At 32.5% G+C, this 15,462-nt stretch carries 10 protein-coding genes and 1 riboswitch; of the genes, 3 read left to right on the top strand and 7 right to left on the bottom strand.

Annotation, left to right across the window (positions count from 1 at the left end; genetic code table 11):
• Positions 1-478: 478 nt before the first annotated feature.
• The 7 genes from RYK99_RS05430 to RYK99_RS05400 all read right to left on the bottom strand — a co-directional run bounded on the left by RYK99_RS05430 (position 479) and on the right by RYK99_RS05400 (position 12,627).
• Entirely contained in the window at positions 479-1,243 is a 765-nt protein-coding gene (locus RYK99_RS05430) for an ABC transporter ATP-binding protein (RefSeq protein ID WP_314990842.1), read from the bottom strand.
• Positions 1,243-2,217, bottom strand: coding sequence for an iron ABC transporter permease (locus RYK99_RS05425; RefSeq protein WP_314990840.1), 975 nt, complete (start codon positions 2,215-2,217; stop codon positions 1,243-1,245). The genes RYK99_RS05430 and RYK99_RS05425 overlap by 1 nt, the downstream gene beginning before the upstream one ends.
• A 104-nt stretch (positions 2,218-2,321) precedes the next feature.
• Positions 2,322-3,281 (bottom strand): heme ABC transporter substrate-binding protein IsdE, encoded by a 960-nt coding sequence (gene isdE, locus RYK99_RS05420; RefSeq protein ID WP_314990838.1) that lies wholly within the window; start codon positions 3,279-3,281, stop codon positions 2,322-2,324.
• 10 nt (positions 3,282-3,291) lie between these two features.
• Complete coding sequence (locus RYK99_RS05415; protein WP_314990836.1) at positions 3,292-4,605, bottom strand: heme-binding Shp domain-containing protein; 1,314 nt, start codon at positions 4,603-4,605, stop codon at positions 3,292-3,294.
• A gap of 117 nt (positions 4,606-4,722) precedes the next feature.
• On the bottom strand, positions 4,723-6,615 hold the full coding sequence (locus RYK99_RS05410; protein WP_314990834.1) for a hypothetical protein: 1,893 nt from the start codon (positions 6,613-6,615) through the stop codon (positions 4,723-4,725).
• Between the two features lie 84 nt (positions 6,616-6,699).
• Positions 6,700-11,118, bottom strand: coding sequence for an NEAT domain-containing protein (locus RYK99_RS05405; RefSeq protein ID WP_314990832.1), 4,419 nt, complete (start codon positions 11,116-11,118; stop codon positions 6,700-6,702).
• Positions 11,119-11,361: 243 nt separating this feature from the next.
• Positions 11,362-12,627: a hypothetical protein gene (locus RYK99_RS05400; protein WP_314990829.1), complete on the bottom strand. Its 1,266-nt coding sequence runs from the start codon at positions 12,625-12,627 to the stop codon at positions 11,362-11,364.
• A 329-nt stretch (positions 12,628-12,956) separates the two neighbouring features.
• Positions 12,957-13,054, top strand: a riboswitch (TPP riboswitch).
• 140 nt (positions 13,055-13,194) lie between these two features.
• Here RYK99_RS05400 and tenA point away from each other — a divergent pair.
• From tenA to thiM, 3 genes are read left to right on the top strand one after another with little or no spacing between them, the layout of a single operon-like run.
• Complete coding sequence (gene tenA, locus RYK99_RS05395) at positions 13,195-13,875, top strand: thiaminase II (protein WP_102170056.1); 681 nt, start codon at positions 13,195-13,197, stop codon at positions 13,873-13,875.
• Between the two features lie 3 nt (positions 13,876-13,878).
• Positions 13,879-14,676 (top strand): bifunctional hydroxymethylpyrimidine kinase/phosphomethylpyrimidine kinase, encoded by a 798-nt coding sequence (gene thiD, locus RYK99_RS05390; protein WP_314990826.1) that lies wholly within the window; start codon positions 13,879-13,881, stop codon positions 14,674-14,676.
• Positions 14,677-14,678: 2 nt separating this feature from the next.
• A complete protein-coding gene (gene thiM, locus RYK99_RS05385; RefSeq protein WP_314990825.1) occupies positions 14,679-15,461 on the top strand; it encodes a hydroxyethylthiazole kinase in 783 nt (260 codons plus the stop codon).
• Position 15,462 lies beyond the last annotated feature (1 nt).

Below are 15,462 nucleotides of genomic sequence, written 5' to 3'. Positions count from 1 at the left end.
AAGATGAGGAAATCAGAGATTTTTTTAATCAACTAGGATAACAACTATTTTTACTGCTTTACCATGATTATATATAGGACTTATCTATGAAATTTTTTGATGAAATTTACTCACAAGAAATACCTATTCGTATTGTCAATAAGTATGTGTAAACACTCAAGTAGAGCTACGGAGTATTAATCAAATAAGCCTTCGAGTGTGTCATAACATTGGTCAAACATTTTATGAATTCGTTGACCTTGTTTGAAATTATAATCTTCAAACAAAGCTAGAAGCAGTCGGCATTTATTTAGATAAGATTTCTGAATTAACTCATTAACTTTTGAAAATCTAACTATCATAAACATTGATATAACAGTGTTTATACTCACTGAAATAGAAATACTTAACCCTTACAGAAATAAAATTATCGCTGTATCTAAATATTAATATTTAGATACAGCGATTGATTTAATTTATATATATATTGTTAGTAAAACTACCAACTAATTACTTTTCCATCTTCTATTTTAATATCAGCGTCATAAAGTTTATTTAGAAGCTCTTCATCAAAGAAGTTCTCTGCTTTATCATTCTTTATAACTTTTCCATCAAGAAGAGCAATAATATTATCACTGTATGCTAGTGCTTGATTTATATCATGTAATACCATGATAATAGTAATTCCTAGAGATTTATTAAGATCTCTAACAAGTTGCATTATAGATTTTTGGTATTTTATATCAAGGAAAGTAGTAGGCTCGTCTAGTATAATAATATCCGTACTTTGTGCTAATGCCATTGCGATGTAAACACGTTGAAGTTGACCACCAGATAATTCGTCTACACGTTTATCTTTATAAGCCTGTAAATTAGTTTTTTCAAGTGCAAATTCAATTTTTTCAACATCACTAGCGTTAGGTTTGTAAAAGAAAATATTTTGATAAGGAAGACGAGCGAAACTAACCATATCATAAACAGTAATCTCTCTTGGAGTTTCATTCTTTTGATAAACAATTGCAAGAATACTCGCAAGTTCTTTTAATGAATATGAATTTAATTCTTTTCCTTCGAGTTTGATACTTCCAGAATTATAGTTTAAATTTTTGGCTAATATTTTTATTAGTGTACTCTTACCACATCCATTTTTACCAAGTAGGGTAGTAATTTTACCTTTTTCAATATCTACATTAAGATTTTCGAAAAGAGCATTTTTATTATTATACTTAAACGTAAGGTTATTAATTTCTATAATATTTTCCATTAACTTACTCCTTTCTTAACTAAAATAATAAATGCAGGCCCACCGATAATCATCATTATTAAATCAGCAGGTATTTCGATTGGCGCGAAAATAACACGACCGATTGTATCGAATAAAAGTAAGATAAAGGCACCTAATAGAGCACTAAATGGGATGGTGTAAATATGATTTCGTCCAATTATAATCTTAGCGATATGAGGTGTAATAAGAGCTAAGAACACCATTACACCTGCCACTGCTGTAGAAACAGAAGCAAGAGCTACTGCAACAAATGAAATTAATAAACGAATCACATTAATATTAATACCAAGTGAACTAATAATATTATCATCTAAAGCGAAGATATTACATAGTTTAGCTAAGAAGAAGCTAATAATTAGTAATACAGGAATCCAACTTAGTAATAATGAAACATCATCCCAGTTTTTAGTTCCTAAACCAACAGTTTTGAATGTAGATGACGTAGTAGAGTTAGCTGCATTCAAGTACTGCATAGAACTCAGTATTCCTGTGAAGAAATAACTTATTGCAATACCGATTAAAATAATTTTAACATTGTTTTTTGTTCTACCTGCTAGGTAATAAATGATTAAGAAACCAAGGACACCACCGATGATAGAAAATACAGATTTAAATATCATAAATTGTGGGAATATCCCTAATCCTAAGTATAAAAATAGGTTTGCTCCACTAGAAACACCAATAATACTAGGATCGACAAGCGGGTTCTTTAATACTGTTTGTAATAATAGACCACTAACTCCAAGAGCAGCACCTACTAGTAAGGTGATGATAATTCTTGGGAAACGAACGTCGATAATTGCATTTACATTGGCATATTCTCCGGTAAAGATACCAATAGCTAATTGTCCGACACTAGCTTTTATACTACCACTGTTCGCTGCAAAAAATATTGTACTTAATAAGAGTAAAATAAGAACAGAAAAAGTGATTGCTTTTTTGTTTTTAAACATTAAGAACCTCCTTATATAGTTATATGTTTAGTATAACATATGTAGTTTATAATTCAAATTATGAAAAATCCAGAAGTAGCTACCTGCCACTTCTGGATACTAGTTTAATTACTATAGAAAATGCTGTACAGACTTTCTAATCCTTTTTGGTAATCGTATGTAGCTGTCATACCAAACATTGAGCTATCTAAATCGATAACTTTATTATTTTTAACCGCATCAAAATGAGACCAACTCTTATTGTTTTCAAATTCTTTTTTAAACATTTCAGTAACTGTCTCAGGCATTGCGTGAGCAGTACGTAAAATGAAATCTGGTTTATCGTTTAAAGCTGTTTCTAAGTTTAGATTTTTAAACTCTTCATTACCTTTAACGATATTTTCACCACCAGCTAATTTTACTAAGTTACCAACATAAGATTTTTCAGTGGCAGCCATGTAACTTCCTGGTAGTCCCATAAGAACTAATACTTTTGGTTTCTTTTTATTAGCGATTTTTTCATTGAATTTAGCGAAGAACTCATCATGTTCTTTCTTTAATTCTTTGAATTTTTCTGTTTTACCAAATTCTTTTGCAAGATCTTCTGTTACTGTATATAATCCGTTAACACTACGAACATCTACAAATTTATAAGGTATTTTATTTTTTTCGAATCCTTCTTTTATCCAGTCTTGTAAACTATCTGGAGCATATACGATAGAAGGATTAATAGATTTGATAACTTCCATATTTGGATTCATTGGAAGCCCGATTTGAACAGTATTGTCGTATCTTTTAGGCATACGACCTAATTTCGTAGTAGGGACACCTGCTAATTTGATATCAAGAACATTAGCAATTTGAGCTAGGGCTACAGAGTCCATTACTACACGTTTTCCATTTTCTTCTTCAGATTTTTTGTCTTTATTTACACCGGTTAGATCTATCGTCTCATTAAATGCTTTATCAGCTAAATTAGGGTCAGTTCCAGTTGTGTTACCAGCTTTATTTTGTGATGAACAAGCAGTAAGAACTAGAATACTCGCTAATAGTAGTGTAAATAGTAGGGATAGTTTTCTTTTCATGAATTATCTCCTAGTTACTTTTTCTTTTTTTACGAGGAAAGTAAAGTCCAGCAGCTATTGCAAGAACTCCAATACCACCTAAATAGTAAGGTGTGTAGTTTGTTTCTTTAATAGCTTCCATATCTAAGCCATCATTTCCGTTTTTAATAGTATCAGTATTAACTTCTACGAAATAACGAACAGGACGATTCATAGGTTCTACATACATTTGTACCATAGCTAAGAAGTTTTCATTTGGTACTTCGAATCGATAGTCGACATAGCTATCTTTATATTGTTCAATGTTAACTTTTGTTTCAGTAGCTTCTACTTGTTTGAACTCTCCATCTTTTTGAAGAACTTTAATGAAAGGACCTTGTTCTTTACTACGTTGAACCCAGTTCATTAGGTGAATACGGACAGTTGCGTATAATTTACCATCTTTTGTACGTTGAAGCATAGCTTTAGACCAACGTTTTTCACCGTTAGATTTTTGGTTTTTAAGAGCTTCATTAAGGTCTCCACCTGCGTTAATAGGTGAGATTACTCCTTGTACCATACCTTCACCGATAGCTGTATTTTTAGTACCACCATCAGCTGTAACACCAGTAAGAGGGTTTAGATATGAACCTGTGATATCAAGGTTATAAAGACCAGGATTTTTTGTTTTTTGATCATCTTTGAAGTAATCTTCTAATTTTTTAGCAACAAATCCTTCTGGTGCTTTATTTTCGTCTTTTTTATCTTTGTTTTCTTCTTCTTTTTTCTTATCTTCAGCTTTTTTCTCTTTATCTTTAGAAGAATCTTCAGAACCAGATACTAGGTTAGCTGCTGACCAGTTAAATTTAATAATAGCATTTTGTGATGCATCTCCACCCATAATTTGGTTCATGGCATCAACGGCAACTCTAACACCAATTTTATCAGGTTTAGCTTCACCAAAATTAAAGCTTAGAGTTCCTGGATATGTACTAGTACCACCATCTAAGTTAGTATCGTTATAAGTACTTGTTACTGAAGCGGCAGTTAGGTTACCAGAAAAAATTGGAGATGAGTAGATGCTAAGTGATAATAAGTGACCGTGCATATTACTGAAATCCATTGGAGTAAATTGCACAGAAATAGTAGAGGTGTTATTATCATGAACATTTACAGTAGCATGAGTAGCTAATGCATTATTCCCCATAGAAAGACGACCGCTATTTTCAGCATGCCATAGTTCAACAGGTACGCTGTATACTCTATCAGCCGCGTGTACAGTTTTAACGAAAGGTACATTGCTAGATGTAACGATAAATGTTAATGTAGCAATAACTATCGTTAACAGTTTTAAAACTCGTTTCATTATAAAAACTCACTTTCTTTTGTATTATTTAATTTTTAATTAAGAAAGGCGGGAAATTCTTCCGCCTTTCGGAGTAGATAATATTATTAATATTTAGCGAGATATTATCTTACTATTTTATTTTTGTTTTCTTCTTCCAACAAGAACTGCACTCATTAAAGTAAGAGCTCCTGCAAGAATTGATGAAGATGTTTCTAAACCAGTGTTAGAAAGTCTACCGTTGTTTAGACGTCCACCTCTTGAAGTTAGTGCACGATTACCGTTAGCACTTGATCCTGGTTGACCACCATCTACAAAAGCAGTACCTTGTCTTTCACTAGCATTAGACCAATCTAGGCTAAGGATAGCATCTTTTTTACCAGCACCAGGCATAATGCTTTCCATTGTTGGAACGAATACAGAAACAGGAATGTTAGTTAATTGTTGATTAGAAGTGAAGTGAACTTGTACTTGGTTCATAGCGCCACCTGTACTTGTAACAGGATATTCAGTACCATTAACCCAGAAACGAGTAATACCATCTGTAAGAGTTCCCACTTTAATATCATGGAAGCGAACAATATAGTGATATGTAGATCCATCTTTATAAACAGTAATACCATCTAATGCAGCATTACCCATAGAAGCACGTCCTGCTTCATAGGCATTTAATAGTGTTGCAGATACATTATCAAAGTATGTAACTGTTTTTTCTTCACCTTGACCTTGACCTTGGGCTTGAGTTAGAAGGTTAGGGTTAGCTGCTGATTTGATAGGTGAAGCTGGATTTGCTTTTTTCGCTGGAGTTTTACCAGATTTTTTAGGTTGTGGAGTGTATCCACTAGATCCTGGAGTTCCACCAGCTATTGGTTGACCTTGTTGTTCACTTACGCTAGACCAATCGAATGCTAATGTAGCATCTTGTTTACCACCACCTGGCATTATTTCTTCCATTGCTTGAACAAATACAGAAACAGGAACTGATCTTAGTTTTTCAGTAGATGTGAAGTGAACTTCTACTTGGTTGCTTCCTCCTCCTGTAGGGTTAACAGCGTATTCTGTACCATTTACCCAGAATTTAGAGATTCCACCAGTGAAGCCTTGAGTAGATAAATCGTGGAATCTTACGATATAGTGATAAGTACTTCCTTCTTTAAATACAGTAACATTACTATTTTCTAAAGCAGCATCTCCCATTGATTTTTGTCCAGGACGGTGTGCGTTTAATAATGCAGCAGTCACTCCATTATAGTATGTTGCACTTGCTGAAGGAGTAGGTTTTGGAGTAGGTGTAGTTACTACAGGTGTAACAGGTTTAGTTGGTTCTGTAGGTTTAGGAGTTACTACAGGTGTAACAGTTTCAGCAGGTTTTGTAGCTGTTGGTTCTGTAGGGTTATTCGTAGGTTGAGTGTTTTTTGGTGTTTCACGTTTTGGAGTAGGTTTAGCTGGTGTTTCAGCTGCAGGCTTAGGATTCGCTGCAGGTTTATCAACAGGTTTAGGAGTAAGTTTTTCTTGAACTCCAGTTAAATCTAGACTAAGAATTGTATCTTTTTTACCTTGACCAGGATTTTTAGCTAATAATCCAAGATCTTCCATTACTTTAACAAAGACAGTAGCATTTATTTGTGGTTTTAGTTCTGATAAAGTAAATTCAGCTAATTTAGGATTTATAACCGTTGGATCTTCTGTATACTCTATTGATTGTAATGGTATTTCTTTACCTTCTATCCAAAGTTTAGATACTCCATCAGTTAAAGACCCTACTTTGATATCTTTTAATATTAATTTGTACTTATAGCCATTAGCTACTTTTTGAACAGTTAATTTAACTATAGAAGAAGCTGCCATTGATGTTTTTCCAGCTTCGTATGCGTTTAAAGCTGTTGTTGGTACTTCTACTTCTGGATTTTGAGTATCAGCTGCTAATAAAACTTTGTTATTGTTTTGTGCAGTTGTTGAATAATCTACTACAGCAAGAGTAGAGATGATTGTTGCTGCTGATAGAACTTTTAATAATTTATTAGTTTTCATGTTTTATTTATCCTCCTTAATTTCTTTATACATGACTATATACAAAGGGATAAATTATCCCTTTGTATAATAATTTTGTTTATTTTATTTGATAGATTTTCTACGTAGTACTAGGGCAGAAAGTAATAGTAGTGCACCTAAACCAGCAGTAGCTGTTGTAGAAATTCCTGTTTTAGCAAGTGATGCTTTTGCATTTTGTTCTGCATTTTGAGGAGTAGGTGTGTTATTAGTTTTAACAACATCTAGTTTATTATCGTTATTTTCAACTCTGTTGTTTTCTTGCCCAAAAACGTTAGTGTTATCTTTTTTATCTTCAGTACTTGTAGCTTTATTTTCATTGTTTAAAGCTTTATCTTGAGAAGTTTGTTTTTCTGATTGAGCTGGTGCTTTATTAGGATTTACTTCAGAAGATTTTGGAGTTTCTGTACCTGCTGAAGTATTTTCATTTGTAGAAGTACTAGAAGTATCTGATGTAGAAGGGTTTTCAGGGTTAAATTTTACTATAGTGTAAAGACTGAAGTGGTTTGTAAAGAATGTAAGTTTTCCATCTTTATAAACACTTGGAACTTTTTCTAATTTATCACCATTTACATAGTAAACTTCTAATTTTTCGTTTTCATTTGCTACTACAGCTACTGTAACGGCACGTGTTTCACCTTGTTTTTTGATTTCTTTACCATTAGAATCAGCGAAGTGAAGATCAATTGTTTTAACAACACTTAGATTTTCATCAGCTTTTTTAACAAGGTCTTCCACTTTAGCTACAGTTTCTTTATCAGCTTTTTCTACAACTAAGTTAGCAGCTTTTACAGCAGTATTATCGAATGTAACTTTAACTTCTTCAGAAGAACCATTATTAACTACTTTCGCTACTAAAGTATCTTTAAGAGATGCAGTTTTTACAATCGCTTCTAATTGTTTAGCTTCAGTATTACTTAAAGACTTATCATTAGTGATGCTTTCTACAGCAGCTTTTTTAACTTCCTCTAATTTTTTAATTTCATTAACTTTATTTTCAAGTTTAGCAGCTTTATCAGATTCAGTTTTTAGTTCTGTTACTTTTGTTGCAAGTTCTTTTTCAGCTGTAGCTTTTTCTAAAGCTAATTTTTCTTTTTCAGCTTTGTTTGTAGTGTTGTTTATTGCTGCTTCTTTCTCTTTAACTAGTTTTTCTAATTGAGCTTTAGCAGTTTCTAAATTAGTTACTGCATCTTTAGCAGCTTTAGCTTGTTCTTCAGCTGTTTTGTTTTCAGCTTGAACTTTTTCAATAGCTTCTTTTAGAGCTTTCTCTTTTTCAAGTCTTTCTTTTTCAGCTTGGGCTTTAGCAGCAGCTTCTTTATCTAATCTTTCTTTTTCAAGACGGTCAGCTTCAGCTTTTTGAGCTTTTTCTTTTTCAAGTCTTTCTTTTTCAGCTTGAGCTTTAGCAGCAGCTTCTTTATCTAATCTTTCTTTTTCAAGACGAGCAGCTTCAGCTTTTTCTTTTTCAAGTCTTTCTTTTTCGGCTTGAGCTTTAGCAGCAGCTTCTTTTTCTAATCTTTCTTTTTCAAGACGATCAGCTTCAGCTTTTTGAGCTTTCTCTTTTTCAAGTCTTTCTTTTTCGGCTTGAACTCTAGCAGCTTCTTCTTTCTCTAATCTTTCTTTTTCAAGACGATCAGCTTCAGTTTTTTGAGCTTTCTCTTTTTCAAGTCTTTCTTTTTCAGCTTGAACTCTAGCAGCTTCTTCTTTCTCTAATCTTTCTTTTTCAGCTTGGGCTTTAGCAGTTTCTTTTTCTAATCTTTCTTTTTCGGCTTGAGCTTTTGTAGTTTCATCATTGTGTAATGATGTTACTTGATCAGCTGTCAGTGGAGTAGCAGCATCCCAGTTAAATTTAAGTGTTGCTGCAACATTTGAATGACCTTTTAATGGTTTTCCATTTACTGATACTGAGAATGTAATAGTTTTTTCAGTTAATTTTTCAGGACTTGTAAAGTGGAATACTTTTTCATGACCTTCACCACCAAGATCAGTTCTTTCAGCTGCAGTACCATCAACAGTTATAGTATCTACAGTTCCTACTAGAGTATTGACATCTAAGTCTTTAAATGTTAAATAGTAGTTGTAAGTATCATTTACTTTTTCAACACGAGTTTTTTCATGTACTAAAGCACCATCTGCCATTGAAGTTCTATTAGATTCATGGGCATTATTAATTATAGCTGGAACTAAGTTATTAGTAGCTTCTTCTTTAGCTTTTTCTACAGTAGAGAAGTCTAATGCTATTGTACTTTCAGCAGCGCGTTCTTCAAATCTAGGTTTAGCTCCACCTCTAGTTTGTACGCTAACTACAGTATCAACTTGGATTTTATCTAAAAGAGAATCAGTTAAGATTTTACCTTCTTTTAGTTTAGTTGCTGCATCAACTTCAGTAAAGTTAATTTCAGTTCCTTTATAAGTAAGTTTAGATACTGTAAATGGTTTATTACGTAGTAAGTAAGTAGAAGAGTTACCTTCTTTTACTTGAATAGTGTATTGGTATTTATCTCCAACTTTTTCTACTTTTACATCTTTAACAAACGCATTTTCATAGATTGAACTTGAATTAGTTGTTCTACCATTTAATTCACCTTTAACAGTAGCTGGGAATGTAGTAGGAACTTTATCAGCATCTACTTCATGATCAGGTACTGAAGGTTTAGCAGGTGTAACTTCTTTAGGTTTTTCCACTTTAGGGAAGTCTAATGCTATTGTACTTTCAGCAGCACGTTCTTCAAATCTAGGTTTAGCTCCACCTTTTGTTTGAACATTTAATACAGCATCTACTTGAATTTTGTCTAGAAGAGAATCAGTTAAGATCTTACCTTCTTTTAGCTTAGTAGCTGCATCAACTTCAGTAAAGTTAACTTCATTTCCTTTGTATGTAAGTTTAGAAACTGTGAAAGGTTTGTTACGTAATAAGAAGTTAGTAGATTTACCTTCTTTAACTTGGATAGTATATTGATATTTATCTCCAACTTTTTCTACTTTTACATCTTTAACAAATGCATTTTCATAGATTGAAGCAGTACCAGTTGTTCTACCATTTAATTCAGCTTTTACTGTAGTAGGGAAAGTGTTAGGAACTTTCTCAGCATCAACAGTATGATCAGCAGCTGTTGGTGTAGCTGGTTTTGGTTCTTCTTTTGGTGTAGTTGGTGCAGGCTTAACTGGTTTTGGTTTAGCAGGTGCAACTACATCCTCTAATTTTACAGGTCTTTCCTTATAGTCAGTAGCTGTTTCATAGTATAGTTTTAATGTAACAAAGTGTGACATTAAAGCACCGTTAGGATATGGAGCAGTACCGTCTAATTGAATTTTTTCTAATAGTTTATCAGTAGTGATAGATCCTTCTTTTACTGAAGAATTACCGTTTGATGCTAAAGTAGTTAATGGAATGTCTTTACCTTGATATGCTACTTTATGTAACTCGAATGGATAGAATTCTCCACCTACATCAGCAAGACCTTTTTTGAATCTTAGAGTATATTTGTATTTATCTCCAACTTTTTCAACTTTAACATAACTATCTAATGCAGAACCATATAATGATTCTTCATCATTGTTGTTAGCATTTCTTAAATGTCCTTGAACGTGAATAGGGAAGTCTTTTTTAATAGTTCCTTTGTATTCAACATCTTTGTTAGGATTTTCGTAAGTTGCAGCTTCATAGTTATCAGCTGTTACTTTTTTTCTAGCTAAAGATGATAAGTCAAATTTTAAAGTCATTTTTTGAGTTCCAAAACTTTGGCCAAATGAAGCCATAACAGGAACAAATACTTCAGTATATGTTTCTAGTTTATTTTTTGAATCGATTTTATTTTTGTCTACATGGTAATTAACAGTTTTAGGGTAAACAGTACGATTAGGGAATTTTTTCTTATAAGCCTCAATGAAGTTGTCAGTATCATTAGTACCATAATTTTCAACTATAGTTGAGTCTTTAAACTCAGGATCTTTAATTTCTTTACGATTTGCGTGAGTCTTATCTCCATCATAGTATTTTAAATCCCCTAAGTACCCAGTAAGACCACCAAATGTGATAGGTTTAAATGAAACATTTACAGAGTATTCTCCATTTTTTACAATTAATTTTGTTTTTTCATTGTCGATTGCAGCTGCGGCCATAGAAGGGTTACCTTCTTCATGGAATTTTAAGGCTTCAGCAGTAATCTTGTATTCTCCATCTTTTAAAGCTTTAACATCTTGAGCTACAGTAGCTGGTTCTTCAGCTTTAGGTGTTACAGGTGTAGGTGTTGCTGTAGCTGGAGTAGTAGCAGGTGTTGTAGTAGAGCTTGCAGCTGGAGTAGCTGGTGTTGCAGTAGGTTTTGCAGTGTTTGATGAATTCGTAGTAGGAGCCGTTGTAGCGTTTGTTACTACAGGTGTCTCATCTGCTGCGAATGCAAAGTTGTCTTGATCATATGCTTCAATTGCTGCAACAGCAGAAAAGATAGCAGTTGCTGACAAAACTTTTAATAATGTTGTATTTTTCATATTAGGAATTTTCTCCTTTATTTTATATATTATTAGATATTAAATCATTATTTAGATATTAAATCGTTATCACTATTATAATACAAAAGCACTAAAAAATAAAGAAAAAAATGATAATTAGTATCATTTAACGTCAAAAATAGACGTTTTTTTCTTTAAAGATTCAAAGATAAGTCACAATTCTGACACAATTTAAAAAGAAATGAGCTTGGAGAAATTCCAAACTCATTTTGATAATGATTATTATTTATTAACTTTTCTACGTAATACAAAAGCAGTAAGTAATGTAATTAATCCGAAGAAACCTGTAGTTGCCGCTGTTGTACCAGTGTTTGCTAATGATTTTTTAATATCTAAAGTGTTTTTAGTATTTTCTTTATTGCTTACTGGAGTAGCTACAAAAGTATCTTTAACCTCAGATTGACCAAATATATCGTTAATAAGTGGTTTAGGAGTAGAAGTAGTTTCTTTTTTATCTTGTGAATCTTTTACATCTGTAGAATCTTTAAAGTCTGCATTTTCTTTGTTTTTGTTAGTGAATTCTTCTTTAGAATTATAAGGAACTTTAGCATTTGAAGGAACTTTACCTACAGATCCTTTTTGACTTCTAATATATTCTTCTAAATCAAATTCAGGTTTATCTAAGATTGCTGCTTCGCCTTTAGCAGTAATAGGACCTTGGTGATTTTTAATATATCCTTCTAAGTCAAACTCAGTTACTTTTAGTATTGCCGCTTCACCTTTAGCAGTAACGATTGGTTTTTCTTTCTCAAGGCGTTCTTTTTCAGCTTTTTCTTTAGCTAGTTTTTTTGTATCTACTTTAGGTACAGTTATAGTTTTTGTAGCTAATGAACTTAAATCGTATTTAAGAATCATACGCTGAGTACCTGCCCCTGAGACTATAGACTCCATAACCGGTACGAATACTTGAGTGAATGTTTCCAGCTTATTGTTAGCATCGATTTTATTTTTATCTACATTGTAAGAGAAAGTTTTAGGATATACAGTACGTCCAGGGAATTTTTTCTTGTATACATTAACGAAATCATCTTTTTCATTTTCTGAATAATTTTCAATGATAGTTGTATCTTTGAAATCACTATCTTTTATTTCAGAACGATTAGCATGAGTCTTATCTCCATCATAGTATTTTAAATCTCCTAAATATCCCTTTAATCCAAATTTATCAATCGGTTTAAAAGTAACATTAACAGAGTATTGTCCATTATTAACTACTAGCTTTGTTTTTTCTTTATCTAATGCCCCCGCAGCCATTGATCCTCTACCTTCTTCTGAGAAGTTCAGAGCTTCTGATGTAATATTATATGTACCATCCGCTAAGTTCTTAACATCTTGAGGAACTTTTTTTGTTTCTACATCGCTTTGATTATCAGTAGCAGTTGCTGTAACTTCTGTAGCGAATGCATTGTGATCATAAGATTCTATTGCTGCTATTGCAGTGAAAATTGCAGAAGCAGAAAGAACTTTTAATAATGTTGTATTCTTCATAATTATAAAAATTTCTCCTTAAAAATTATATTTTTGTGATTGTGAAAATTATCATTACTATTATAATACAAAGAGGTTAATTAATAAAGAAAAAAGTGATAACCAATTTCATTTACAACCTGAAATAGTCGAATTTTACAATAAAACTTCATTATTCGTTCACACTTTCGCCATAAAAATAAAGATGTTAAGTTTGAGATATAAAAAGATATTATTATAAAATATTTTGATTTAGAATACGAAATAATGCAAATAGAATATTGTAAGCCCTTAAACCAATTTATTGACATTTGTAATTTTATGTGTTACGATTTAAAAAGTTAATGAAATATAACCACTGGGGGAGCCTTTTGGCTGAGATAACATAGTTAGACCCTTTGACCTGATCTAGATAATACTAGCGGAGGAAATGTGAAATGATATGAAATAGGTTTATTTTTTAAAAGAGTAAAATATACTATAAGTACATAAATTTACATAAATCTCCTGCGTTAGTAGGGGATTTTTTCTTTTCCTAAAGTGGTGATATTTTATACTAAATATATATAATACTAGGGGGATATACCTATGAAACTTATTACTGAAATTATGGAAGAGAAGGCATTGCCGATTGTTGACAAGATATATAATGATGGCTTTATTCAAGGTTTGATTCGTGCTGATTTATCTAAGGAAGCTGTGGAACACTATTTAAAAGCTGATGCTTTATACTTAGAAAATTTCAGCGATATTTATGCAATGCTTTTAGCGAAAAGTAATGATAAAGCTGAAAAAAACTTTTTCTTAAATCAAATAAATTTTGTATTGAATGAAGAAATTGCTGCGCATAAAAATTTAGCAGATTATGTAGGGAGAGATTATCAAGAAATAATAAAAGGTGGAGAATGGTATCCGTCTGCAGATCACTATATTAAACACATGTATTATAATGTATTTGCTTTTGGTATGGCAGAAGCGTTAAGTGCTATGGCACCATGTCCATGGATTTATCAAATGGTTGCGAGAAAAATTTTAGCTAATCATAATTTAGCTGAAGATCATCCATTAAAATTCTGGGTAGAGTTTTATGCTGATGGTTTAGTTGATGAAGTACTTTATGATTATCATAAAATAATTAATCGTGAAGCAGAATTTATGAGTGAGGAAGGGAAACAACGATTAATTAAAAACTTTTTAGAAAGTTGTGAACATGAACGACGCTTCTTCAATATGGCTTATACACAAGAACATTGGGGATTTGAGGTGTAGAATATGAGTAAACTTAATATTGCTTTAACTATTGCAGGAACGGATCCAACTGGTGGGGCTGGAATTATGGCTGACCTGAAAAGTTTCCAGGCTCGTGAAGTGTATGGGATGGCTGTAGTTACAAGCGTTGTTGCACAAAACACTCTAGGGGTTCAAATGATTAGAAACTTAGACTTAGATATACTAGAAGCTCAATTGAAAAGTGTTTTTGATGATATAACTCCTAATAGTATAAAAACTGGAATGATAGCAAATGCTGACATGATGAAGCTGATAAAAAAATATTTACCAAAAGATGTTCCGTATGTTGTTGATCCAGTAATGGTTGCGACAAGCGGGGATAAATTGATAGATGATGTTGCTAGAAAACATCTAAAAGAAGAGATATTACCACTTGCTACTATAATTACACCGAATGTTCCGGAAGCAGAAGAAATAGTCGATTTTAAAATAGTAACTGAAGATGATGTGAATCGTGCAGGAAAATTCATTATTGATGAAGTTGGATGTAAGTCTGTAGTTATAAAAGGTGGACATCTAACAGGAGAAGCGAAAGATTATTTATTCTTAAATGATGGAACTAAGAAAGTGTGGACTAGTGAAAGATTTAAAACTAATCATACACATGGAACAGGATGTACATTCTCAGCTGTCATTACCGCTGAATTAGCAAAAGGTAAAAGTATAGTTGAAGCTGTAGATATCGGGAAAAAATTTATTACCGCAGCGATAAAATATACACCAGAAATAGGCCATGGAAATGGACCTGTGAATCATATAGTATTTAAAGGGGATTTATAAATATGACAAGTTTAAAATTATTAAAAGAGAAAGCACCATTAGTGATCTGCATTACTAATGATGTAGTTAAGAATTTCACAGCAAATGGATTAGTAGCATTAGGAGCATCACCAGCGATGAGTGAGTATCCAGAAGATTTAGAAGATTTACTAAAATATGCTGGAGGATTATTAATAAATATAGGTACATTAACTGATGAAACTTGGAAATTATACCAAGAAGCATTGAAAATTGCTGAGAAGTATGATGTTCCTGCTGTATTAGATCCCGTAGCATGTGGCGCGGGAGCATATAGAAAAAAAGTATCAGATGATTTAATAAACAATTACAAACTAGCAGCGATTAGGGGAAATGCTGGAGAGATTGCTTCTTTAGTTGGAATAAATGTAGCTTCTAAGGGAGTAGACAGTGCAGGGGTAGATAATATTGATGAAATTGCCTTAGCAGCAAATGAGAAATTTAATATTCCTATAATAGTGACTGGAGAAGTTGATGCTATTGCTGTTAACGGCGAGGTAGTGACTATCTATAACGGAAGTGCAATGATGCCGAAAGTTATTGGAACAGGATGTTTATTAGGAGCTGTATTAGCGAGCTTTATAGGACTAGAAAAAGGACAAGAATTAAAATCTTTAGAAACAGCGATGTTAGCATATAATATTGCCGGGGAAATGGCAGAAAAACGTCCTAATGGACACCTACCAGGAACATTCAAAGTTGAATTTATTAATGCGTTATATGAAGTTACCGATAAAGATATAGAAACATTTAAAAAGGTGAAATAAG

This window comes from uncultured Gemella sp., from assembly GCF_963537375.1.
Classification (GTDB): Bacteria; Bacillota; Bacilli; order Staphylococcales; family Gemellaceae; genus Gemella.
Note: the sequence above shows the minus strand (reverse complement) of the source record. Positions and strands in the feature narration are given on the sequence as shown.